This is a genomic window from Acinetobacter sp. TY2, assembly GCF_046269225.1.
Taxonomy (GTDB): Bacteria; Pseudomonadota; Gammaproteobacteria; order Pseudomonadales; family Moraxellaceae; genus Acinetobacter.
Window position 1 is genome coordinate 21252 of sequence record NZ_JBJZOR010000005.1, and the last position, 22652, is coordinate 43903.

Annotated in this window: 24 protein-coding genes; 10 read left to right on the plus strand and 14 right to left on the minus strand. The window is 38.6% G+C overall.

All coding sequences use genetic code 11. The features are described 5' to 3' along the window. Positions 1-15 precede the first annotated feature (15 nt). The 4 genes from ACK1JC_RS04190 to ACK1JC_RS04205 all read left to right on the plus strand — a co-directional run bounded on the left by ACK1JC_RS04190 (position 16) and on the right by ACK1JC_RS04205 (position 3297). Positions 16-390: a hypothetical protein gene (locus ACK1JC_RS04190; RefSeq protein ID WP_409510605.1), complete on the plus strand. Its 375-nt coding sequence runs from the start codon at positions 16-18 to the stop codon at positions 388-390. A gap of 92 nt (positions 391-482) precedes the next feature. Continuing rightward, positions 483-1595, plus strand: coding sequence for a molecular chaperone DnaJ (gene dnaJ, locus ACK1JC_RS04195; RefSeq protein ID WP_409510606.1), 1113 nt, complete (start codon positions 483-485; stop codon positions 1593-1595). 184 nt (positions 1596-1779) lie between these two features. Then, positions 1780-2592 carry a 4-hydroxy-tetrahydrodipicolinate reductase gene (gene dapB / locus ACK1JC_RS04200; RefSeq protein WP_409510607.1) on the plus strand — a complete coding sequence of 271 codons (813 nt, stop codon included), beginning with the start codon at positions 1780-1782 and terminating at the stop codon, positions 2590-2592. Between the two features lie 54 nt (positions 2593-2646). After that, complete coding sequence (locus ACK1JC_RS04205; protein WP_409510608.1) at positions 2647-3297, plus strand: START domain-containing protein; 651 nt, start codon at positions 2647-2649, stop codon at positions 3295-3297. An 83-nt stretch (positions 3298-3380) separates the two neighbouring features. On the opposite strand, the gene ACK1JC_RS04210 is transcribed toward ACK1JC_RS04205, so the two are convergent. Next, complete coding sequence (locus ACK1JC_RS04210) at positions 3381-4538, minus strand: MFS transporter (RefSeq protein ID WP_409510609.1); 1158 nt, start codon at positions 4536-4538, stop codon at positions 3381-3383. Between the two features lie 6 nt (positions 4539-4544). Beyond that, a complete protein-coding gene (dkgB, locus tag ACK1JC_RS04215) occupies positions 4545-5378 on the minus strand; it encodes a 2,5-didehydrogluconate reductase DkgB (RefSeq protein ID WP_409510610.1) in 834 nt (277 codons plus the stop codon). A gap of 117 nt (positions 5379-5495) precedes the next feature. On the opposite strand from dkgB, the gene ACK1JC_RS04220 reads away from it, so the two are divergent. Continuing rightward, positions 5496-6386 (plus strand): LysR substrate-binding domain-containing protein, encoded by an 891-nt coding sequence (locus ACK1JC_RS04220; RefSeq protein WP_409510611.1) that lies wholly within the window; start codon positions 5496-5498, stop codon positions 6384-6386. Here ACK1JC_RS04220 and ACK1JC_RS04225 read toward each other — a convergent pair. Then, entirely contained in the window at positions 6346-6753 is a 408-nt protein-coding gene (locus ACK1JC_RS04225; RefSeq protein WP_409510612.1) for a hypothetical protein, read from the minus strand. The genes ACK1JC_RS04220 and ACK1JC_RS04225 overlap by 41 nt on opposite strands. A gap of 108 nt (positions 6754-6861) precedes the next feature. On the opposite strand from ACK1JC_RS04225, the gene ACK1JC_RS04230 reads away from it, so the two are divergent. Continuing rightward, positions 6862-8298, plus strand: a complete 1437-nt coding sequence (locus ACK1JC_RS04230) for a PLP-dependent aminotransferase family protein (RefSeq protein WP_409510613.1) — start codon at positions 6862-6864, stop codon at positions 8296-8298. Between the two features lie 188 nt (positions 8299-8486). Here ACK1JC_RS04230 and ACK1JC_RS04235 read toward each other — a convergent pair whose 3' ends face one another. The 8 genes from ACK1JC_RS04235 to ACK1JC_RS04270 all read right to left on the minus strand — a co-directional run bounded on the left by ACK1JC_RS04235 (position 8487) and on the right by ACK1JC_RS04270 (position 13779). Further along, on the minus strand, positions 8487-9509 hold the full coding sequence (locus tag ACK1JC_RS04235) for an NAD(P)-dependent alcohol dehydrogenase (protein WP_409510614.1): 1023 nt from the start codon (positions 9507-9509) through the stop codon (positions 8487-8489). A gap of 48 nt (positions 9510-9557) precedes the next feature. Continuing rightward, positions 9558-10112 carry a DNA-3-methyladenine glycosylase I gene (locus ACK1JC_RS04240; RefSeq protein WP_409510615.1) on the minus strand — a complete coding sequence of 185 codons (555 nt, stop codon included), beginning with the start codon at positions 10110-10112 and terminating at the stop codon, positions 9558-9560. Positions 10113-10145: 33 nt separating this feature from the next. Further along, a complete protein-coding gene (locus ACK1JC_RS04245; protein ID WP_409510616.1) occupies positions 10146-10391 on the minus strand; it encodes a hypothetical protein in 246 nt (81 codons plus the stop codon). A 26-nt stretch (positions 10392-10417) separates the two neighbouring features. Beyond that, positions 10418-10960: a peptidoglycan DD-metalloendopeptidase family protein gene (locus ACK1JC_RS04250; RefSeq protein ID WP_409510617.1), complete on the minus strand. Its 543-nt coding sequence runs from the start codon at positions 10958-10960 to the stop codon at positions 10418-10420. A 92-nt stretch (positions 10961-11052) separates the two neighbouring features. Then, on the minus strand, positions 11053-12087 hold the full coding sequence (mutY, locus tag ACK1JC_RS04255; RefSeq protein ID WP_409510618.1) for an A/G-specific adenine glycosylase: 1035 nt from the start codon (positions 12085-12087) through the stop codon (positions 11053-11055). Positions 12088-12214: 127 nt separating this feature from the next. Next, entirely contained in the window at positions 12215-12577 is a 363-nt protein-coding gene (locus tag ACK1JC_RS04260; RefSeq protein ID WP_409510619.1) for an HIT family protein, read from the minus strand. 87 nt (positions 12578-12664) lie between these two features. Further along, a complete protein-coding gene (locus tag ACK1JC_RS04265) occupies positions 12665-13402 on the minus strand; it encodes a dienelactone hydrolase family protein (RefSeq protein WP_409510620.1) in 738 nt (245 codons plus the stop codon). 218 nt (positions 13403-13620) lie between these two features. After that, positions 13621-13779, minus strand: a complete 159-nt coding sequence (locus ACK1JC_RS04270; RefSeq protein WP_409510621.1) for a DUF1328 domain-containing protein — start codon at positions 13777-13779, stop codon at positions 13621-13623. 192 nt (positions 13780-13971) lie between these two features. Here ACK1JC_RS04270 and ACK1JC_RS04275 point away from each other — a divergent pair, with 192 nt between their 5' ends. From ACK1JC_RS04275 to ACK1JC_RS04285, 3 genes are all read left to right on the plus strand, one after another. Then, a complete protein-coding gene (locus tag ACK1JC_RS04275) occupies positions 13972-14424 on the plus strand; it encodes a YcgN family cysteine cluster protein (RefSeq protein WP_409510622.1) in 453 nt (150 codons plus the stop codon). Positions 14425-14529: 105 nt separating this feature from the next. Further along, on the plus strand, positions 14530-15804 hold the full coding sequence (locus ACK1JC_RS04280; RefSeq protein ID WP_409510623.1) for a replication-associated recombination protein A: 1275 nt from the start codon (positions 14530-14532) through the stop codon (positions 15802-15804). Between the two features lie 138 nt (positions 15805-15942). Further along, a complete protein-coding gene (locus tag ACK1JC_RS04285; protein WP_409510624.1) occupies positions 15943-18315 on the plus strand; it encodes a glycerophosphodiester phosphodiesterase family protein in 2373 nt (790 codons plus the stop codon). A 75-nt stretch (positions 18316-18390) separates the two neighbouring features. Here ACK1JC_RS04285 and purC read toward each other — a convergent pair whose 3' ends face one another. Genes purC through dapA form a run of 3 tightly spaced genes read right to left on the minus strand, consistent with a single transcriptional unit; the run spans position 18391 to position 20664 of the window. Then, positions 18391-19110 (minus strand): phosphoribosylaminoimidazolesuccinocarboxamide synthase, encoded by a 720-nt coding sequence (gene purC, locus ACK1JC_RS04290; protein ID WP_409510625.1) that lies wholly within the window; start codon positions 19108-19110, stop codon positions 18391-18393. A gap of 36 nt (positions 19111-19146) precedes the next feature. Beyond that, positions 19147-19752, minus strand: a complete 606-nt coding sequence (locus ACK1JC_RS04295; protein WP_409510626.1) for a lipoprotein-34 precursor (NlpB) — start codon at positions 19750-19752, stop codon at positions 19147-19149. Positions 19753-19767: 15 nt separating this feature from the next. Further along, a complete protein-coding gene (gene dapA, locus ACK1JC_RS04300; RefSeq protein ID WP_409510627.1) occupies positions 19768-20664 on the minus strand; it encodes a 4-hydroxy-tetrahydrodipicolinate synthase in 897 nt (298 codons plus the stop codon). A gap of 694 nt (positions 20665-21358) precedes the next feature. Here dapA and mhpT point away from each other — a divergent pair. Further along, positions 21359-22570, plus strand: a complete 1212-nt coding sequence (gene mhpT, locus ACK1JC_RS04305) for a 3-(3-hydroxy-phenyl)propionate transporter MhpT (protein WP_409510758.1) — start codon at positions 21359-21361, stop codon at positions 22568-22570. The last annotated feature ends 82 nt before the right edge of the window (positions 22571-22652 follow it).

The window sequence follows — 22652 nt, forward strand, 5'->3', positions numbered from 1 at the left end:
AGGTTCAAAATACGCATGGGGCAAGACAATCTGGAAAAACATCGCCGTTATATGGCGATGGCTTATATGTTTATGTTTCTTGCACTGTTCAGTGTGGTCAGTGCTGTGATTGCATATTTACTTGCTCGTAAAGTTGCTCAGGTTGATGCAGAGGTATGGATGCATGCACAAGCACTTTGGGTCATGCGTAATGTCATTATTTTTGTTATTTTGGCCGCTTTTGCTGCACTTTGGTTTATTCCGCTTATTTTCTTTTATTGGGATAGCATGCTTTGGGTTAAGGCTTGTACAGTTGTTGGTGTCGTATTTAGTACCATTGCATGGTTGTTTTTACTCAATGCGTGGATTAAAGGTTTTAGCAAATATCTCAATAAGAAAGCCGCATTTTAAAAATATTATTGTTATAACTTGTAAAATGGATAAGGTATCCCCATCTTATTCACAGTTAAGTTTTATCTAAATTCCGTGGAGCATCGCCAAACATGGCTAAACGTGATTATTATGAGGTTTTGGTTGTTGCCAAAACCGCAAGTGATGATGAGATTAAAAAAGCCTATCGTAAGATGGCGATGAAGTATCACCCTGACCGTAACCCTGACAACGCTGAAGCAGAAGAAAAATTTAAGGAAGCTGCTGAAGCTTACGAAGTTTTATCCGATAGTGAAAAGCGTAGTATGTATGACCGTATGGGGCATAAAGCCTTTGAAGGTGGTATGGGCGGCGGCGGATTCGGTGGAGGTGGATTCAGCGCAGAAGACATTTTCAGTCAGTTCGGTGATATTTTCGGTGGTTCTTTTGGTGGTCGTAGCCAACAACAACGTCAACGCCGTGGTTCTGATTTACGCTATGTCATGGAATTGACTCTTGAAGAAGCTGTTCAAGGTGTGAAAAAAACCATTAGCTTTACTGCACCAGCACCATGCGAAACTTGTGATGGGAAGGGTTCAAAAAATCCAAATGATGTAGAAACGTGTAAGACTTGTCATGGTGCGGGTCAAGTACGTATGCAGCAGGGCTTTTTCTCTGTGCAACAAACGTGTAATACCTGTCGTGGACAAGGTAAAATCATTAAGAACCCATGTAATACTTGTCATGGCTCTGGTGTAAAAGACCGTCAGCAAACACTTGAAGTGACCATTCCTGCGGGCGTGGACAATGGTGATCGTGTACGTTTAACTGGTAAAGGTGAAGCGATTCGTGATGGTCAGGCAGGCGATTTATATGTAGAAGTCGTAGTTCGTGAACATGAAGTGTTCCAACGTGATGGCGCAGATTTATATATGGATGTCCCTGTCAGTTTTGCTGATGCAGCTTTAGGTAAAGAAATTGAAATACCGACTTTAGATGGTCGCGTCAGCCTGAAAATTCCAGAAGGAACGCAAACAGGTAAAATGTTCCGTCTACGTGGTAAAGGTGTAAAACCTGTTCGTACCAGTATGCAAGGTGATTTACTGTGCCGTATTGTCATTGAAACACCTATAAATCTTACTTCACGTCAACGTGAACTGTTAAAAGAGTTACAGGAAACAATGGATGGCGATGACAATAAATCATCACCAAAGAAAAAATCATTCTTTGATCGCTTGTTTGACTAAAATAAAGTTAAATGCAGAATGATGAAAAGCCACTTCAATATCATCTTGAAGTGGCTTTTTTATGCGCGATGAAATTGAGTCACTTCGATGGGTATGGTGGATTAAATTTCAATTTTAACTTTTAGAAAATTCCCAGACTTTTGTTATAGTAAGATTAATTTAGAATCAACATCAGGAAAATGTTATGTCAGCTCCACGCATTGGGATTTTAGGTGCAGGCGGTCGTATGGGTCGTACGCTTATTCAAGCGGTACAACAAGCAGGTTATCAACTCGCTGCTGCTGTAGAGCGCCCTGAAAGTACGCTCATTGGTACAGATGCAGGTGAGCTTGCAGGCATTGGTGCTGTGGGTGTAAAGGTTGTTGGTAGCCTAGAAGAAGTTTTGAAAGATGTTGATGTTGTTATTGATTTTACTGCACCTGTAGCGACTGAAAGCAACTTGAAATTGTGTTCTACTGCTGGCGTAGCCATGGTTATTGGTACAACAGGTTTTTCAGATGAACAAAAAGATATTTTGAATGATTCTGCAACGAAAACACCTGTGGTCTATGCTGCGAACTATTCAGTGGGTGTGAATGTTTCAATTAAATTACTTGAGCTTGCTGCCAAAGTATTTAACGATACTGTCGATATTGAAATTATTGAAGCACATCACCGCCATAAAGTAGATGCACCATCAGGTACAGCACTTATGATGGGTGAAGCGATTGCAGATACTTTAGGTCGTGATTTAAAACAAGATGCAGTTTATCATCGTGAAGGCTATACAGGTCCTCGTGAACGTCAAAGCATTGGTTTTCAAACCATTCGTGGCGGTGATATTGTTGGTGAACATACCGTGATGTTTATTGGTGAAGGCGAACGTGTAGAAGTTACACATAAAGCGACAAGCCGTATGAACTTTGCTTCAGGTGCAGTACGTGCAGCCGCATGGGTTGTGGGTAAAGATGCCAAAAAATACGATATGAAAGATGTTTTAGGCTTAAATGACATTTAAGTCCAAAGTGTGTTTCATTAAAATAAATAAAAATGATCTAGAAAAGAATTTCGAATGAAAAAAACAGTGATGTTATTTGCGTGTGTGGTCAGTGCAATATGCCTGACTACACAGGCGGCTTTACCTGCCAATGCTAAACTTAGTATGAATAAAAATAATATTAAAGTTTGGACTTATCAAGATCCGAGTCAGACGGTTTTATCTTATAAAGGCGAAACGACTTATGATGTACCAATTGAGCGAGCAGTTGCCCTCGTTTTAGATGTGCAAAATACACCGAAGTGGGTGCCCAATGTGGCTCGTGCTGAAGTGTTATCTCGTGATGATAAAAAAGGAGAGTTCACTCTATATATGGTGCTCGATTTTCCATTTCCCTTAAAAGACCGTGATATGGTAGTGAAAGGGAAAATGTTTAAAGATGCCAATGGTACAATTAGCATTAAAAATAAAGCCATTGCTTCAGGTAAACCGCTAAATCCGAATTATATTCGTTTAAAAAATTATGAAGGCGATTGGGTTTTTCAAAAAATAGCAGGTAATAAAACTAAAGTGACTACGACGGGTTTTGCTGACCCTGAAGGTTCAATTCCGCAAAGTGTGACCAATATGTTGGTCGAGCAGCAGCCTTATCAAATGTTGCAAAAGATGAAAGCAGAATTGGCAAAAAACAGTGTATTACCCACTTTACCTGTGATGTTGAAATAATTTTTAAGTCGTTTTAAAACAAAAACCTTCAACGTCATATTTGAAGGTTTTTGTTTTGATGTTTAGCTACATTAGTGACTGAATTATTGTACAAGTTCTTTGCTCATCTTCATTTGAATAAAGACTAAAACTAACCCTACAGCAGTTAGAACAGCACCTGTAGTTGAAACCATGGCATAACTCATGTTCATACTGAGGACTGCGCCACCAGCCGCGGCTCCTAAGGCATTGCCTAAGTTGAAAGCACCAATATTGACCGATGATGCTAAGCCTGGTGCTTCATGTGCAACAGACATGACACGCATTTGTAAAGGGGGAACTACGGCAAAGGCTGCTGCCCCCCAAATAATCAATGCAATGGCAGCACCAATCGTCGTTTTTGCTAAGATTGGAAAGAGCAACATCATCACCATCAAAACAACCAAGAAGCCAATTAGGGTTTTGGATACCGATAAATCTGCAAACTTTCCGCCTAAATGATTGCCAATTGAAAAGCCAATGCCGATGAGAACCAACATGAATGTAATGACAGTTGGTGTCGCATGGGTAATATGATGTAGGCTCGGTGCAATATAGGTGTATAGGGTAAACATCGCACCCGCACTCATCACCGTTGTAAGTAATGCAAGTACCACAGGCAAGCGTGTTAGAACTTTGAGTTCTGCTTTGACATCAGGACGTTGTCCGAGTTCACCCTCAGGCAGTGCTTTCCAAAGAGAGAGCATGGTGATGACACCTAAGATTGCAATCAGTGCAAAAGACATTCTCCAACCAATATTTTGTCCAATCCATGTGGCTAAAGGTACACCGCCGATATTGGCAATAGTTAGCCCCATAAACATCATCGCAACCGCACTCGCTTGTTTATCTTTTGGTACAACACTTGTGGCAACAATTGAACCAATACCGAAAAATGCGCCGTGGTTTAAACTGGTGAAAATTCGTGCGCCCATTAAGCCCCAATAATTGGGAGCAATTGCCGCAAAAAGATTACCTAGTGTAAAAATGCCCATTAAAATAATCAGAGCTTTACGGCGTGGAAAATGTCCAAACCATAAAGTCATGATTGGTGCACCAATCATCACGCCAAGTGCGTAAGCAGTGATGAGCATACCCGCGGTGGGAATAGAAATATTGAGATTTTCTGCAATTTGTGGCAAAAATCCCATGGGAGAAAACTCTGTTGTACCAATGGCAAATGCACCAATGGCAAGGGCGAGTAAGGGAAAATTAATTTTCATATCGGACTAATCCCAAATTGGAGCTAAATTTTCAGGATTTACTTCACGTCTATTACATTCAAGTTGTCGAATCAATTGAATTTCTTCATGGGTCAATTGAATATCTTGTGCTTTCAAATTTGCCATTAAATGTTCCCGTTTTGTCGAAGAAGGAATCACAGCAAAGCCTTCTTGTAATGCCCATGCTAAGACAATTTGAGCAGTTGAAGCCTGATGGTTTTTGGCAATGTCACTCAAAATAGGATCATTCAATACTTTGCCATATGCCAATGTCATATATGAGGTCACATCAATATGTTTGGATTGTAAATAATTGACTAACTGATGATTTTGCAAATAAGGACTGAGTTCAATTTGATTAGTGGCAATATTTTCAATACCCACGGCATCAATCGCTTGTTGTGTTAAATCAATATTGAAGTTTGAAATACCAATATGCTCGGTTAAACCTTGTTGTTTGGCTTCAAGTAGGTTTTGCATCAATTCTGCTACAGATATTCCAAGTGACGGTGCAGGCCAATGGATCAGGGTGAGATTGACCGCATCGGTTCGCAATTTTTGTAAACTATCTTTTAAACTTGGAATAAGTTTGTCTGCACGATAGTGCTCTGTCCATATCTTTGTGGTGATAAATAAATCATTGCGATGAATATGACTTTCACCAATCGCTTGTCCAACTTCGGCTTCATTGCCGTAGATTTGTGCCGTATCTACTGCACGATAACCGACATCTAAAGCGGTTTTAATAGAGTCTATGACCGTTTGACCCGATAGGCGGAATGTACCTACGCCGAAAGCAGGGATGATTTTAGGTGTATGGGATAAAGTCGTTTGTGACATGAATATTCTTCATTTTTAGATTGAGTGTATTTTGCAAGTTTTATTGTTGCCATTAAAGTGGTGAATTGGCAAAATATTATTGATTAAAAATCAATTATTGCGAGTTGTATTGGTGATATGAAATCGACCTTAGAAGAATTAAATGCTTTTATTAATATTGTTGATAGTGGCTCAATTGGAGCAGCAGCATTACAGTTAGACCAAACAACGTCTGGTGTTAGTCGTGCATTACAACGCCTTGAGTCTAAACTGAATGTGACTTTGTTAGAGCGTACAACTCGAAAATTAAAATTGACACAAGAAGGGCATATTTTCTTAGAAAAAGCTCGAAAAATTGTGCATGATTTAAATGAAGCCGAAGATGCTTTACTCAAATCGGATGGTGATACTTCGGGGCTAATTAGAGTTGATTCAGCAACGCCATTTGTCTTGCATGTGATTGTTCCGTTAATGTCTGAGTTTAATCAGCTTTATCCAAATATTGAAATTGAACTCAACTCTAATGATCAAGTGATTGACTTACTCGAACATAAAACTGATGTGGCAATCCGTTTTGGTGAGCTGAATGATTCAAGTTTACATGCACGATTGTTGTGTAAAAGTCGCTTATACCTTGTGGCAAGCCCTGAATATTTAGAAAAAAATGGTTATCCGAAAACGCCTCAAGACATTCTCAATCATCCTCAAATTGGCTTTAGCAAGGTATCGCATTTAAATACTTGGCCAATCAAAATTAATGGTGAAAAGTTGACAGTTCGTCCTAAAATTAAAGCTTCTAATGGTGAAACGGTTCGACAAATGGCATTGGATGGTTTAGGTATTACGTGTTTATCTGCCTTTTTAGTACATCGAGATCTGAAACAAAATCGATTAATTGCACTGTTTGAAGATCAAATAGACATTTATGAACAACACATCCATGCGGTGTATTATCAGCAGGAACATTTGCCGAAACGTGTCCGTTTATTCATTGAGTTTTTAGCGAAAAAGCTGTCAAAGTATCGATAGTTTTTTGCGGTGGTAAACTTAAACTCAGTAAAGTTTGGTTTTGGGTTTGTTGTGGATTGACTAATTGAATATCGAATTGCTCAGCAGTTTTTTGTAGACATTCAAACTTTAAATTTTGCTGTGATGGCATGTTAATTTTCATTGAGTGATCAGCGCTTGCTTGGTAAGTATATTCACGTTTAGCTGCCGTTTGATGCAAAGTGGGTTGCAAATGATTCAGCTGATATTCACCTAATTTTTGTGTTTTTAAAAAACCTTCAATCAATGATTTACAAATGAAATGCTGTTGTTGTGCAGCTTTGTTGACCTGTTGAGGTTGGCAGGCTGTCAGCCCAAAAGCGATGTAAGCAAGTACGATCATTCTCATCATTTTCTCCTTTTAAATCAATTGGATTTAAAACTAACTGTAAAAGAAGAATAAATCTGTTAGTTTAATAGATACAGATACAACTATTATTAAAATTTGGGTACAGATATGGCATTTCAATATCAGGTATTAGCAGAGCAGGTTGCACAGAAAATTTATAGCGGTGAATTGATTGTTGGGCAAAAACTTAGTTCTTTACGGCAGTTTGCTGAGTTGCAAAGTACTAGTTTGAATACTGCAAAAAGTTGCTATGAATTACTTGAAGCGCAAGGCTTGATTTATGCCAAAGAAAAATCAGGTTACTTTGTACAATCTCTTACGCAAAAACCGCAAATTGCTGTACCGAATCATCCCGATTTTAAATCGCATGCCCGTGATATTTCTAACTTGGATTTACAAATACAAATCCATGAAGCTTCAGCCAACAGTCGCTTAGTTCATTTAGGTTCAATTCAACTGTCCCCAAACCTAGTACCTGTCGAGGCAATTAGACGTTCTATTCAACGTGCTTTAAAGCATTGTAAACCTGAAGACTTTTTATATAACAATCGGCAAGGTCATTCACAGTTACGTGAAGCTTTGTCAGTGCATTGGGCTGAAGATGGCTTTTATATTGCTAAGGATGATATTTATATCAGCAATGGCTGTATGCCTGCATTATCCATCATGGTACAAAATGTGAGTAATGAAGGTGACAGTATTATTGTTCCAACCCCTAACTATAATGGTCAGTTGCAATTATTAGCTTTATTGAACCGAAAAATTGTTGAAATTCCTGCTAATACTGAAGGTTTTGACCTAGAACGATTAGAACAGGAAATGCAAAATTCAGGCGCAAAAGTATGTCTATTAACGGCCAATTTTCAGAATCCTTTAGGTTTCTGTCTGAGCAACGCAGAGAAAGAAAAAATTGCTCAACTTGCTTCAAAATATCAATGCTATGTGATTGAAGATGATATTTATGCAGAATGTAGTTTCAATGCAAAGCGTCCATTGCCAATCAAATATTGGGATCAAGATGGTTATGTGATTTATTGTAGTTCGATTTCTAAATCTTTATCACCTGCGTATCGAGTGGGATGGTTTTGCCTACCATCGAGCTTGCAACATTTACATGCCAAGTTAATGTTGCAGAATATATCGGTAAATACACCGCTACAATTGGGACTTGCCGATTTAATTTTTAGTCGAGCTTATCGTCAACATCTCACTGAGTTACGTCCTAAATTGATGGTGCAGGTGGAGCAGTATCGTCAATTTATTCATTCTGCTTTTTATGATGTCGATATTCGTTTAAATGAACCGCAGGGCAGTTATGCATTGTGGTTACAGTTTCCTGAGCAAATTGATAGTTTGGCACTGTATTATTTTGCACAAGAGCACAGTATTAATATCGTTCCGGGTTTAATTTTTGGCGAGGACAATCGTTATAACAATTGTATTCGTTTAAATGCAGGGCATGAGTTATCAGATGAAATTAAAGATGCGCTTGTGTTGTTGGCAGATTGGGTAAGAGGGGAGTTAGACGTGGAAAATGTGGCTTAAAGATTTTCCTTCTTGCGTAGCTTTGCTACTCATATTTAAAAAGAGGGAAATATTACGAATCTGTTTAATATTAGATTAGGACATCTCCTCCCTTTTTTAAAGGGAGGTTGGGATGGATTCTATTGAATAGAAAAAGTAAGTAAAAAATTATCAATTCCGATAGCGATTAAAGAGATTAGTACGGTTTATTAAAAATCAGCTTTTAACACAATTCGATAACGTGCCTGACCTGAATGTAGACGTTCCAAGGCATCATTAATTTTTGACATCGGATACAGCTCAATTTGTGGTGCGATATTTTTACGTGCTGCAAATTGTAAAAGTTGACGTAGTGCAAATGGAGAGCCAGTAGGAGAGCCCGTAACTGATTTTGCACCACTAATTAGTGTTCCTGCAGGAATTGCTAACGGTTCAAGTACCATACCGAGCATGTGAATAGTACCATTTGGTGCTAGGGTATTTAAATACGATTTCCAATCTAAAGTCACGTTCACGGTACACAGCAATAAATCAAATTTGCCACGTTGAGATTTTAATGCGCTTGCATCACGGCTATTGACGACATGGTCTGCCCCCATAGCTTTGAGTTCATCGGTCTTGTCTAGGCTTGAAGTAAATGCAGTAATTTCACAGCCCCATGCTTTAAGTAGTTTAATCGCCATATGACCTAAACCACCAATGCCAATTACACCGACATGGTGAATGGCTGAAATTTGATGTTTTAAAATAGGGTCAAATACGGTGATTCCGCCACATAGTAATGGGCCAGCACTTTCAGGATCTAAGTCATTAGGAAGAGGAATAATCCATTGCCAACCTGCACGAACTTTATCTGCAAAACCACCTGCATGACCTACAATAGTCGCTTTCTTCTCTCCTGTACAAAGTACTTGCTGACCACTGACACATGGGTCACAGTACTGACAACTTTCCGCAGTCCAACCAATTCCAACGCGTTGCCCAACTTTCAAACCTTTCGCTTCTGACCCTAGTTGAGTGATGATACCGATAATTTCATGACCGCCAACAACTGGATAAACTGCATTGCCCCATTCATTATTAATTACTGAAACATCAGAATGGCAAAGTCCACAGTATTCAACCTCGACTTCAACTTGATGAGCTTGTAATTCGCCAGCATCAAATTGGTAAGGAACAAGTTCTGCGCCTGCACTGTGTGCTGCATAAGCATTGATTGTATTGTTTGTCATTGTGTCATTCCTTATAGAAGAAAGATTTTATCGTTTTTGAATGGGTGATTAGCGAAATGTACAGCTATTTTCATGGTCATTAACCATACCTACGGCTTGCATAAAAGCATAACAGGTTGTTGGTCCGACAAATTTAAAGCCATTTTTTTTCAGTGTTTTGGATAGCTTTTGACTTATTTCAGTTTGTGCAGGCGCTTGTTTATAATTGGGGACATCATTAAGTTTTGGTGCACTTTCTACAAAACTCCATAACCAATCGACCATATTAATACCTTGAGCTTTCATATTTTCCCAAGCAATGGCATTATCCCGAATGGCTTTGAGTTTACCAATATGCCTGATAATACCTGCATCCTGTAATTTATATTCAAGGTGTTGATCGGTCAGTTGGGCAATGTGTAGAATCGAATGCTGAAAGAAATGTTCACGATAACGCTCACGTTTTTTTAGTACAGTAATCCAAGAAAGTCCAGCTTGTTGCCCCTCAAGACATAGCATTTCAAATAGATGTTGTTCATTATGATTTGGGATACCCCATTCATAATCATGGTAAGCGATATAGAGTGGATCATCGGAGCACCATCCACAGCGTTGGGTTGTCATGAAGTATACTCCGCTATAAGTTGGGCAGAGTATTTAGATTTTGAAATCTGCCCATTGATCTGTTTGATTATCCCAATAGGATAATTGTGCTTGTTCTAAATCTGTGAATTTAATCCAAATATCTTTACCTGTTTTATCTGCAAATCCTGTACTGATCAAGAGGGAATCTTCAGAAATTTCCATAATCCAACCTTGATGCGTTTGATCATTCAGTACAATTTTTTGCTGATTGCCTGATTCTGCAAATGTAACCATGCGCTCAATGAAAGCTTCTGACATGAAATCTAATTCCTGATTTTAAAAAATTAACGTAAATAGGGATAGGGATTGACTGCACCACGCCCTTTACCCTCTAAGTATAATCCATAGTGCAAATGAGGGGCAGTGTGTCTTGCATTTCCTGTATTGCCGACATAACCAATCAATGTGCCTTTTTTAACATAGTCACCTTCTTTTAGACCCCGTTTGTGTCCATCGAGATGCGCATAATAATGATATGTCCCCGCAGGTCCCATCATCCAAATGACTATGCCACCCAAATTATTGCTTTTCAAACTTGTGATTATGCCATTGGTGCTACTCAACACTTTTGTTCCACGTGGAGCCATAATATCAATACCTTCATGGCTACGTCCCTGACTGCGTGATGCTCCCCAAGTATCACTGAGTTGGCTGGTTTTAATGCCATCGACAGGAATAGGTAGCTTCTTTGGCATAGGACTCGCTTTAAGCTGTAACACTGTTTCTGTCGGTAATGTTATTGGAATTTGTTTTTTAGGTGCTGTGGTACAGGCACTAAGTAGGGTGAGCATAAAACCAAGCAGGCTCAAGGAAAATAAGCGGGACACAGGCAATCCTATTATTAAAAATGATGAGATCATTTAATCAAGTGAATTTGACGTTATAAGTATGAGTTATTTTTAGCTCGTATCCGACTATGTCATAGATCAACAGCAGAGATCAATTTTTTCATCGCTGTAGGAATGCCCATTTGTGTAGCTTTTTGTGGCGATAACCATTCGCCATCCAATTCACTTAATAAATACTCTTTTTCCTCTGCTTCAACTTTGAATACTTGTGCCGTGAGAATCCACGTAAAATGGGTGAAGCTATGTGAAATTTGCATAGATTCTGTTTTAGAAATGAGTTTTAAGCTTTGGCAAATTTGATCAAACTCAATGTCATTTTCAATAATAGGCAAACTCCATAAACCGCCCCATAAGCCACTACTCGGACGTTGCTGCCATAACCATTGTCCATCTGACTCGATCAATAAAACTTTAGCATATCTGATAGGTACAGGCTTTTTAGCTTTTTTAAACGGTAATTCAGTTTCGAGTCCTTGTGCATGTGCTTTGCAATGCTGTTGCATTGGGCAGTATAGACACAGTGGTTTTTTCGGTGTGCAAATGGTTGCACCTAAATCCATAATCGCCTGAGTATAGTCATGGTTACGCTCAGTTGGGCAAAGACTTTCTGCAAGTTGCCACATTGCACGTTCATGTATTGGCTTACTCAAATCATCTTCAATGGCATGAAAACGGGCAAGTACTCGTTTTACATTACCATCCATAATCACACCATATTTGCGTAGTCCGAGTGACATTAGTGCCCCACCAGTGGAAGGTCCTACGCCAGGTAATGCGATCCACTCTTCTAATGTCTTTGGAAAACTTCCTGTTTGATGCACAATACCTGCGGATTTGTGTAAATTTCGAGCACGAGCATAGTAACCAAGCCCTGCCCAATAGGGAGCGACATCATCCCATGATGCTTTACCAAGATCATCGACTGTTGGAAAACGATCTATAAATTTTTGGAAATATTGTAAAACTGTTTTGACTTGAGTCTGCTGTAACATAATTTCTGAAACCCAAACTTTGTAAGGATCATCTGCCACTTGCCATGGTAAATCATGGCGTCCATGTACATCGAACCATGTTAAGAGCGCATCAGAAAAAGAAAATGAAGACATAGGACTCAGAAGAATTAAAGATGGGAAAAGACGAGAGCAGTATAGCGAAGAATAGCACTGAAAGAGGATGCAATATGATGGATAATAAAAAAGACGCCGAAACGTCTTTATCATTTCAAAATAAACGTTAAGCTGTAATACCCCAACGTTGATCCAATTTTAATGGTTCGTTTTTATAGCGTGGAATAATGTGAATGTGGAAGTGCTCAGCTTGATCATCACCAAAGACATTGCCATCATTAAATGCAATATGGAAACCTTCAGGTTGATGACGGATTTTCAATTCATTGCGTGCAAGCTCAAGAAGTGAAGATAGACTTTTACGTTCTTTCTCAGTAACTTCAAAAAAAGAATCGACATGGCGTAGTGGAATAATAACTGAATGTCCTTTCGAGATTGGACTCAGTTCAGGCAAAATAACGCCATACTCATTTTTCGCAATGATGTCATATTCATCAAATTCGCAATAAGGGCATTTTTTGTCAGTCATGATATTTTCCTCTAAGTATTAATGCCATCTTGAATGGCTTTACCGTATGTCGTAAAGCTAAAAAGATGATCTTTTCGTTCATTTATTTTAAGCAAGTTTACGTTGTAGTAGAGCATACATTTCTTGCAAACTTTGCTTTTCCGCTGCCGCGTTATAACCCAAATCGACATTATTGGCTTGAGCACGTTCATCAGCAAGTGGATTACTGAAACCATGTTTCGCATCTTTTAAAATAGTGACACGATGAGTCACTTCAGCTTGAGTCATTTCTTGTTTAAATCCTTCTACATCATTTAAAGACACCATGCTGTCTTGTTCGCCGTGTAATACTAAAATTTCAGCTTGAACTTTGCCTTTTTCAGCAGGAGATTGAGCGCTCAAATTTGCATGGAATGTGGCAACAGCTTTTAGCGGTGCACCTGAACGTGCAAGATCTAAAATGACTTTACCACCATAGCAAAAGCCAATCGCCGCCACACGATTTGAATCGACTTCAGGCTGTGCTGCCAATATTTCGAGTGCAGCAGTTGCACGATCAACAATAGTATTGGCGTTTTTAAATGTATCCATCATCCATGCATAGGCTTGAGATGCATCTGTTGTGACTTTTTTATCACCATACATATCAATCGCAAGGGCTGCATAACCATGTTCTGCAAGTTCACGTGCACGTTGTTCGGTATATTCATTGCGGCCCCACCACTCAGGTGAAACAAGTACGCCTGCAACAGCTTGTGCATTTTCAGGTGCAGCGAAATAACCGATCAGTTGATGACCATCTTTGTCTTGATAAACCACTTCACGTGTTTGGATGGCAAGAGTCATGCATTAAATCCTTATAAAGATGAGGGAATAGCTCGATTAAATCATAAAAATATACTTTTAAAATGACTTTGTTGCCAATATTAACAATTGAAATGTGAGAAATTATATTTCTTAAGCACCCTGATAACTATTGAGCTATATATTTGAAATTAAAAAAGAAGGCATATAGCCTTCTTCTTATATAAACTAAGTTATTGTATGTTTAGCACATAATTTTTTTAGGCACGACCCTTAAATAAAAATCCAACTATGGCTAAAATGACAGCAATAACCAATAAAATGACAGCAAAGTCTTTCGACATACCTGCGACACCACCGAAGCCAAATAGACTCGCAACAAGTGCAATAATGGCGAAAATAATAGCCCAACGGAACATACTCTTCTCCTTCTTTTTTATCGATTAAATTTAGTATAGGTGTGATGTAATTTTAAGCGTGTGAATTTATGTTGTACTCATGTGAGCAAGCTGTAGAAGTGTAACAAGAGTATTTGAAGTTGATATTTGTAAGATCAAATTCAAAGCTTAGAACTGTTATAATTGATCTAAAGGCTTGGAAAATCAATTGAAATGAGCAATGAATTGCGCACAGAGTTTTGGAAAAACTATACGCTTGAGCAGCTGACACAAGCGGAGTGGGAGGCTTTGTGTGATGGTTGTGGGCAATGTTGCTTAATCAAATTAGAAGATGATGAAACTAATGAGATTGCCTATACCAAAGTGGCGTGTAAATTACTTGATTGCACAACAGGGCATTGTTCAGATTATCCAAACCGTATGCAGCATGTTCCTGACTGTATTCAATTGACATCTGAAAAATTACAAAATATTCATTGGCTACCAAATAGTTGTGCATATCGTAGAGTCAATGAGGGTAAGAGTTTACCAACTTGGCATCATCTCATTACAGGTTCACGCCATAACGTCATTAAAGCTCGAAAATCGGTTGCAGGGCGCTGTATTTCAGAGGCTGAGATTGATCCTGAAGAGATTGATGAATACATTGTAAAATGGGTACGTTGAGCATTATTTTAATAATCCACTTATTTAAAAATATTGGCTTTTATATGTTGTTTGAGGCTTTCCATAGTAGACTAAGAACAGCCTCAATTTATAATCATAAGTCTTATGTCTGATACACAAATTCCACTTCCTGAACGACTGCGTCCCCGTGATTTGTCCGAAATTATCGGGCAGGATCATTTATTGGGTGATCAGGCACCTTTACGTCAAATGATTGATCAAGGGCATTTACCTTCGATTATTTTTTGGGGGCCGCCAGGCGTAGGTAAAACCACCATTGCCTTGCTCTTGGCTCAAGCGGTTGATCGACCTTTTGTCAGCCTTTCTGCACTTAATACTGGTGTAAAAGAGCTACGTGAAATTATTGCAGAAAGTGGTGACCTACTCACGCCTGTAGTATTTATTGATGAAATTCATCGCTTTAATAAATCACAACAAGATGCGTTACTGAATGCAGTAGAAAAGGGCAAAATCACCCTAATTGGTGCAACGACAGAAAATCCATCCTTTGAAGTCAACAGTGCATTATTATCACGCTGTCAGGTGTATAGCTTGAATGCTTTGAGCAATGATGCGATTCAAGATTTACTTACCCGAGCGATTCAACAAGACAAGTTTTTACAAGAAAGATTTGTGCAGTTTGAAGAGTTTGATGCCATTGTGCAATTTGCAGCAGGTGATGCACGTAAGGCCTTAAATTTACTCGATTTGATTGCAAGTACTTTTGCGCCTGATGTTGAAAATATCATCACCAATGCCAAAGTCGTTAAAGTCGCACAGCAAAATATTGCCCGCTATGATAAGTCAGGTGAACAGCACTATGATTTGGTATCGGCATTGATTAAATCCATTCGAGGCAGTGACCCTGATGCAGCATTGTATTGGATGGCACGTATGCTTAAAGGTGGTGAAGATCCTGTCTTTATTGCGCGTCGTATGTTAGTAGCGGCATCAGAAGATATTGGTAATTCAAATCCAAATGCATTGTTACTTGCAGGTGAATGCTTCCGCTCAGTACAAGCGATTGGTATGCCTGAATGTCGAATTATTTTAGGGCAATGTGCAGTCTATTTGGCGACGAGTGCTAAAAGTAACAGTACCTATTTAGCAATCAATAAAGCGATGGAACTTGCTGAACGTACAGCAAATTTACCTGTACCTTTGCATTTAAGAAATGCACCAACCAAGCTGATGAAAGATCAGGGGTATGGTGTTGATTATCTTTATCCGCATAATTATTCTGAAAATTTTGTTACGCAAGAATATTTACCACCTGAACTTAAAGGCACCAAGTTATATGAATCGGCACGTAATAAACGTGAAGTCGAAGGTGAAAAATTACAACAGCGTAGATGGCAACAAAGTCAGCAACAACAATAATTTGATCGGCTAAAATGCAATTCTAAATCTTTTAATTGGATGTGAGTTCACTGAAAAAGGTTTAGAATATGCATATTCTTTCTATCGCTAGATCATTGTGTCATGTCGTAAAAATCATGCTGCAATGAACATAAAATTATGAAAATTTCATTACTCTCATCTGCATTATTTGGCTGTATATTCTTTTTTTCTCCATTTAGCCAAGCAGTAGAAATTCATAAAAATAGATCATTAGAACAAACTGAAAATCTTACAGAGAATATAACAAAAATATTGTATCAAGTTGATTTTGTTCAGCAACAGACTTTGCCACAGCAGTGGCGTATTCCAGGTAATAATCCTGGAAATATTAGTATTCAAAATGGTGTTTTACAAATTGATGGTCGAGCGAATGACATACAACCGACTTCAATTTTGTTGCCATCTAGTTTAGAGCAACAACAGAACTACCGTATCGATGTTGAGTTTAGTCTTGATCAGCCATTAAACAGCTCTCGTTGGGGCAGTGTGATGTACGATGTTGTGACGACTCAAGGCATTATCCCAAAGACTTACTATCAATTTACAGTACGTAGCGATGTAACTGCAAAAAATGGTACGGAGTTTGGTAATCGTAAAAGTAACGGGCAATGGAATGTTATTGAGGCGAAATCAGGTCAGACACTTAAAGAAGGGCAGAGCTATCAAGCCAGTATTGTGGTACATGGTAATCGAGTACAACATTATCTAAATGGTCAGTTGATGCAAGATGTCGAAATTGATCAGCAGCATTTACGAGGGGATATTGGTTTATCTGCTACGGGTATTATCATGAAGATTCGTAAAATTAGTATCTCTGAGCAAAATGCTGCACTTTCAGAACTGAAAACCAGTGCATCCGCCATTCAAAATACAGCATTTCAATTGTCAGCACCGCCAACACTTATTCAAAGTGGTATAGGCGATGTAAAGGCAACATCAGCATCGTTCACACAAGCAAATCAATACTATTATCAACTTGATAGCAAATTACGTGTTTTAGATGCTACAGGTAAAGTAATTGGTGATCTTAAATCGCTTTTAGAAACAAGACCCAAAAATAAAATCTTTGCATTCGATATTTTTGATATACGAACAATTGATGCTTTAAAACAATTTGTACCAGAAGATGATTTATCTGATATCACTTTGATTTCAAAAGACGCACAGATTTTAGTAGAAGCACATCAAAAGCTACCAGCTCTGCGTACCGCACTTGATTTAAGTCAGTATCGTTCATCTAAAAAACGTACTGAAAATTTAGCGGAACTTGTAGTGAAAACCAATGCAGCATATAGCAAAATTATGATCTTACCTGCACAGGGGCTTGATAAATCGAGTGTGAGTTATTTGCAACGTCGGTTAATGACCGTATGGACGAAGCAAAATGTCACAGATCATGTACAGGCTGCCACAATTTTAACTACAGGCGTTAATGGTATTTTGAGCCAAAACAGCAATATTTATGCTGAAGTTTTAAAAAAATTTCCTAAAAATACTTTGTTACGCCGACCTTTGATTATTGGGCATCGTGGTGTACCGAGTCTTGAGGATGAAAATACACTTGAAAGTGCTACACATGCTGTGACGTTGGGTGCAGATATTATTGAAAATGATATTTATCTGACCAAAGATCAACATCTTGTAGTGATGCATGATAATACGGTGAACCGTACGACCAAAGGTACAGGGAAAATTGAAGAAATGACGCTTGCTGAAGTTCAGCAATTACGAACCTCACACAAAAATTATCACGTACCGACTTTAGCAGAATATTTTATTTGGCTGAAAAAAAATAAAAATACTGTGTTGATGATTGAAATTAAGAGTAGTCAGCCGACATTGGTTCAAGCTTTAAAGACTGAAATTACAAAATATGATGTGGTCGATCAAGTGGTTACAACATCATTTAATCGCGATCAAATTCAGCAAGTCAAAACCAATATGAATCATGTATCGGCAGGGGTTTTAGTCGGTAGTCTACCAAATGCAGCGAATAAATCGGCCAATGTGAAGTATTTGCTCGCCGATGCTCAAAAATATGTTGCATCGTATCATCCATCGTATCGTGCAGATTTGGTCAATATTTTTAATGAAGCACAGCAGCGTGGTGTAAGTTTTTGGCCATGGAATTTAAATGATACGACTTTTAAACAGTTGTATATTGCTGGTTTAAACGGCGTAACCACCAATGATATTCACAAGTATTCAAATTGGATTGTTGATGTTCAGGCGAATACTCAAATGAATATGAAAGTCGGGCAGGCGAGTGCGATTCCATTGAGTTTAAAAGCACAGAATGGTGCAATGTTGAAAGCACTCGCAACACATTTTATTGTACTAAAAGGTTCACCAAATCATAAAGTTGAAAATGGTCAAATCATTTTTACAGATAAAGGTACAGCTTATGTTGTAGTGGGTTATTCATATCAAATAGATGCGCAGAATACGTATTATTTATATAGTCAGCCGATTAAAATGATTGTGAACTAAATATACTTCAACAAAAAACCGAGCTATTTAGCTCGGTTTTTTTAGGAGTTTCAGTATCTAATTTCTATAAGTAAATTATATATCTGAAAGATCTACACCAATACGTGTAGCAACTTCTTCATAAGCTTCAACAACACCACCTAAACCTTGACGGAAACGGTCTTTGTCGAGTTTTTTCTTTGTATCTTTATCCCATAAACGGCAACCATCTGGAGAGAATTCATCACCCAAAACGATACGGTCATGGAACACACCAAATTCAAGTTTGAAGTCTACAAGAAGCATGTTGCCTTGAGCAAATAAGTCTTTAAGTACAACATTAACTTTTTGAGTTAATTCTTTCATTTGAGCCAATTGCTCAGCATTTGCCCAGCCAAGTGCAATCGCTTGAGATTCATTCACCATAGGATCGCCTAAAGCATCATCCTTGAAGAACAATTCAAATGTTGGAGGTGTAAGCTCTAAACCTTCTTCAACACCTAAGCGGCGACACAATGAACCTGCAGCGTAGTTACGCATTACACATTCAACAGGAATCATTGCTAACTTCTTCACTAACACTTCTGTTGGCGAAAGCAGTTTCTCAAAATGAGTTTCAATACCTGCTGCTGCCAATTTTTCCATAATAAAGGCGTTAAAACGGTTATTCACCTTACCTTTACGATCCAGTTGCTCTATTTTTTCACCGTTGAATGCTGAAGCATCATCACGGAAAACCAAAATAAGATGATCTGCGCTATCAGTTTCATAAACAGATTTCGCTTTACCAGTATAGAGCAAGGTTTGTTTTAACATGGGGGAACCTTTTGCAAAAAAAATTGCCTAGAACGACTAGGCTGGCCAGTTTTGGTAAATCTGGGTTAACAATTCTACAGCGACTTCTTTGTCGGCAAAACTGTTATCGGTATTGAACACCGCAAGGTTATTGCTAGCGCCCACTGAAGTGAGTTTGAGGACATACGTTTTTTTGTCGACTTTGACAGTTGCTTCATAAGCATTTTTGCTTTGGCCAACAACGGTATGATTCAAGCTGCTGAGTGTGGCAAGTGTGTACTGCCAAATTGTAGCAGAATTTCCATCAATTTTGATCAACGGATTTGCATTTCCATCAGTTAAAATTTGAGGGCGACCTGCTTCTGCAGAGCTTTCACTGCTTTGAGCAACTACTTTTACACTTGCATCGTCTGGACGTGGCACTTCAAAGCGGTTACCACGTTTATTTTCGAACTTTGGTGCATTATCAATCGCCATTTGCTCAACAATAGGTGCTGGATACAAAGGCGTTGCAGGTCTAACCATTGAACCTTCAGGATATTTAAGCGGTGCTAAAGTGGTTGTATCTTTATAATCTAAAGAGCCATTTTTGATGCCAATTGAACTACAACCCGCTAAACTTAAAGCTGAAAGGGCAAGGGTTAAACCAAAACGTAATTGCATAATGCTAAGCTCTTATTAAATGATACCAGCTGCTTTGAGTTCTTCACGCAAAGGCGTACGGTATTGTTCTGCAAGCGGAGTTAATGGTAGACGAATGCCTGTGCCAATTAATTCCATTTCGTGAAGTGCCCATTTGACGGGAATTGGGTTCGATTCACAAAATAGAATATTGTTTAATTTTGCAACTTGCTGATCATATTGAACAGCAAGTTCATGGTTGCCTTCTAATGCTGCCGCACATAAATCACTCATGATTTTAGGCGCAATATTTGCTGTAACTGAAATGTTGCCTTTTGCACCAAGCTCAATCAGTTCACGTGCAGTTGCATCATCACCCGAATAAACAATCATGTCTGTACCTTTTAAACCCTCAAGGAGCTCTTGACCACGAGGTACATCACCTGTTGCATCTTTGATGCCGACAATATGAGGAACACTTGCTAGACGAATGACAGTTTCGTTGAGCATGTCAACACCTGTGCGACCTGGTACATTATATAAAATAATAGGTAAATCGACAGCTTCAGCAATTGCTTTATAGTGTTGGAACAGACCTTCTTGGGTCGGTTTATTATAATAAGGCGTTACAAGAAGCGCTGCATCTGCACCAAGTTCTTTTGCTTCTTTGGTCAGTTCAATCGCTTCATGTGTTGAGTTTGCACCCGTACCTGCAATAATCGGAATACGCTTATTGGCAACACGAATCACTTCTTTAATGACTTGTGTGTGTTCTGCCATATTGAGTGTTGATGCTTCACCCGTTGTGCCTACAGCAACAATGCTGTTTGTGCCTTGTGCAATGTGCCACTCAACGAGCTTTTCTAGACCCTTCCAATCTACGCTGCCATCTTCAAACATAGGGGTGACGAGTGCGACAATTGAGCCTTGAATAATCTGTGCTTGCTGAGTCATTTTGAAAAAAATCCTATTTGACCATCCACTGAGTGTTCAGTCACCGAGCAGGAATGGTTGCAGTTTTTTGATTTGGGCGTAAATCAATCGACATTGATTGAATAATGCTTATGCAAATTATGACTGATTCAGTCTTTTAGAACAATATGCTTTAGTCAAAGCATGAAAAAACTTTATAAAAAGCAACAAATAGTTTTCATAAACAAGTATTCAAAATTTAAAACATGCTATTTACGCGCTACATTGAGTCCTGAAAAGTCTCGTTCAATATCTATGCAAGCCTATTTTTGAATTGCTTCATAGAAGGTATCACCATTTATCTAAAAAAGTGTAGAAAATAAGAGCTTAAAAAGATGATGCAATACACAAAGGCTATTAAAATTTAAACAAAGGCAAGGGCTTTTAATAGGTTATTGATCGTTTTAAATGATATAAGCCATCGTTGAATCTTCTTATAGATTGAGAATAGACTCTGATAAACATATATATTTCTGAGTGTTTTACTCAAGTTTTACATTTAGTTATTGGTTTTTTGGCTAAATAATGAGGCACTTTAGATTAGGCAGTAAAATTTTTAAACGATAAAACTCATTTTTTCTAACACTTTTTGATAGTTATTTGTCGCTAAAGAGTAAGCGATGATGCGTTGCTATTTTCCGGCTATATCAAAAGGATTTTTAGGATGAATGAAACCCTGACTTCAAGCGATAAAAAACACGCCACGACTACCGTGTTGATTTGTTTTTTAATTGCAGTTATCGAAGGAATCGATATTCAAGCGGCAGGGGTTGCGGCAGCAGGAATTAAAGAATATTTTGCATTAGATGCTTCACAGCTCGGACTATTTTTTAGTGCGGGTATTTTAGGATTACTGCCAGGTGCATTGGTTGGTGGTCGTTATGCCGACCAGATTGGTCGTAAAAAAGTACTGATTGCTTCAGTGACAATTTTCGCTTTTTTTACCTTATGTACGGTTTGGGTGAATAGTTTCTATTCATTATTATTGGTGCGCTTTTTAGCTGGTGCAGGATTGGGTGCGGCAATGCCGAATCTGATCGCACTTGCATCAGAATCGGTATCGGTGAAAAATCGAGGTCGTGCAGTGGGTTTGATGTATTGCGGTATGCCTGTAGGTGCCATTATTGTCTCGCTACTTGCAGCACAGCTTGCATCATCAGATATGGCGAGCAGTTGGAAAACGATTTTTTATGTGGGCGGTCTTGTGCCATTGATCGTGGTACCGTTAATGATCAAGTTTTTGCCGGAATCTCGTGAATTTTTAAAAGTACAAAAAGAAGCATTGATAGAGAAAAAAGAATTATCGTACAAAGACTTATTCAGCCGTGAATATGCACCACGTACATTGTTACTTTGGGTGAGCTATTTCTTCACTTTGATGGTGGTTTACATCATGCTGAGTTGGTTGCCATCACTCTTTACCGAGCTAGGATTTACACGTAAAGACGGCAGTATGGCAATGGTATATTTCCAAATTGGTGCTGCAATCGGCACAGTATCATTGGGTATGCTAATTGACCGTTGGAATAAAGCCTATGTGATTATTTTAATGTATGTGGGTATTTTAATTGGTTTATTTAGTTTAAATGGCGCATCAACATTAAACATGATGTTTGTTGCAGCAGCCATTATGGGTACATTCACCATTGGTGGACAGGGTGTACTTTATGCATTTGGTAGCTTTGTTTACCCGACTCATTTACGTGGTCAAGGTGTGGGTGCAGCATCAGCAGTAGGTCGTATTGGTGCGATGATGGGACCTGCAATTGCTGGGCAACTTTTAGCAATGGGTAGCGGGGCTGCTGGTGTAGTTTCAGCAGCCATTCCATGTATTGTGATTTCAGCGATTATTATGGTGTTGTTAACCCGCCGTTTAGAAGCTGATTAATATGATCTAAATACACAATATCAAAAAAAGGGAGCCTGCAATTGCAGGCTTTTTAATGTTGATTTTTTTTTGCGACAAATAT

Coding starts and splice junctions, on each gene's coding strand:
- ACK1JC_RS04190 (WP_409510605.1), top strand. CDS start 16: ATGGGGCAAGACAATCTGGAAAAACATCGCCGTTATATGGCGATGGCT.
- dnaJ (WP_409510606.1), top strand. CDS start 483: ATGGCTAAACGTGATTATTATGAGGTTTTGGTTGTTGCCAAAACCGCA.
- dapB (WP_409510607.1), top strand. CDS start 1,780: ATGTCAGCTCCACGCATTGGGATTTTAGGTGCAGGCGGTCGTATGGGT.
- ACK1JC_RS04205 (WP_409510608.1), top strand. CDS start 2,647: ATGAAAAAAACAGTGATGTTATTTGCGTGTGTGGTCAGTGCAATATGC.
- ACK1JC_RS04210 (WP_409510609.1), bottom strand. CDS start 4,538: ATGAAAATTAATTTTCCCTTACTCGCCCTTGCCATTGGTGCATTTGCC.
- dkgB (WP_409510610.1), bottom strand. CDS start 5,378: ATGTCACAAACGACTTTATCCCATACACCTAAAATCATCCCTGCTTTC.
- ACK1JC_RS04220 (WP_409510611.1), top strand. CDS start 5,496: ATGAAATCGACCTTAGAAGAATTAAATGCTTTTATTAATATTGTTGAT.
- ACK1JC_RS04225 (WP_409510612.1), bottom strand. CDS start 6,753: ATGAGAATGATCGTACTTGCTTACATCGCTTTTGGGCTGACAGCCTGC.
- ACK1JC_RS04230 (WP_409510613.1), top strand. CDS start 6,862: ATGGCATTTCAATATCAGGTATTAGCAGAGCAGGTTGCACAGAAAATT.
- ACK1JC_RS04235 (WP_409510614.1), bottom strand. CDS start 9,509: ATGACAAACAATACAATCAATGCTTATGCAGCACACAGTGCAGGCGCA.
- ACK1JC_RS04240 (WP_409510615.1), bottom strand. CDS start 10,112: ATGACAACCCAACGCTGTGGATGGTGCTCCGATGATCCACTCTATATC.
- ACK1JC_RS04245 (WP_409510616.1), bottom strand. CDS start 10,391: ATGTCAGAAGCTTTCATTGAGCGCATGGTTACATTTGCAGAATCAGGC.
- mutY (WP_409510618.1), bottom strand. CDS start 12,087: ATGTCTTCATTTTCTTTTTCTGATGCGCTCTTAACATGGTTCGATGTA.
- ACK1JC_RS04260 (WP_409510619.1), bottom strand. CDS start 12,577: ATGACTGACAAAAAATGCCCTTATTGCGAATTTGATGAATATGACATC.
- ACK1JC_RS04265 (WP_409510620.1), bottom strand. CDS start 13,402: ATGACTCTTGCCATCCAAACACGTGAAGTGGTTTATCAAGACAAAGAT.
- ACK1JC_RS04270 (WP_409510621.1), bottom strand. CDS start 13,779: ATGTTCCGTTGGGCTATTATTTTCGCCATTATTGCACTTGTTGCGAGT.
- ACK1JC_RS04275 (WP_409510622.1), top strand. CDS start 13,972: ATGAGCAATGAATTGCGCACAGAGTTTTGGAAAAACTATACGCTTGAG.
- ACK1JC_RS04280 (WP_409510623.1), top strand. CDS start 14,530: ATGTCTGATACACAAATTCCACTTCCTGAACGACTGCGTCCCCGTGAT.
- ACK1JC_RS04285 (WP_409510624.1), top strand. CDS start 15,943: ATGAAAATTTCATTACTCTCATCTGCATTATTTGGCTGTATATTCTTT.
- purC (WP_409510625.1), bottom strand. CDS start 19,110: ATGTTAAAACAAACCTTGCTCTATACTGGTAAAGCGAAATCTGTTTAT.
- ACK1JC_RS04295 (WP_409510626.1), bottom strand. CDS start 19,752: ATGCAATTACGTTTTGGTTTAACCCTTGCCCTTTCAGCTTTAAGTTTA.
- dapA (WP_409510627.1), bottom strand. CDS start 20,664: ATGACTCAGCAAGCACAGATTATTCAAGGCTCAATTGTCGCACTCGTC.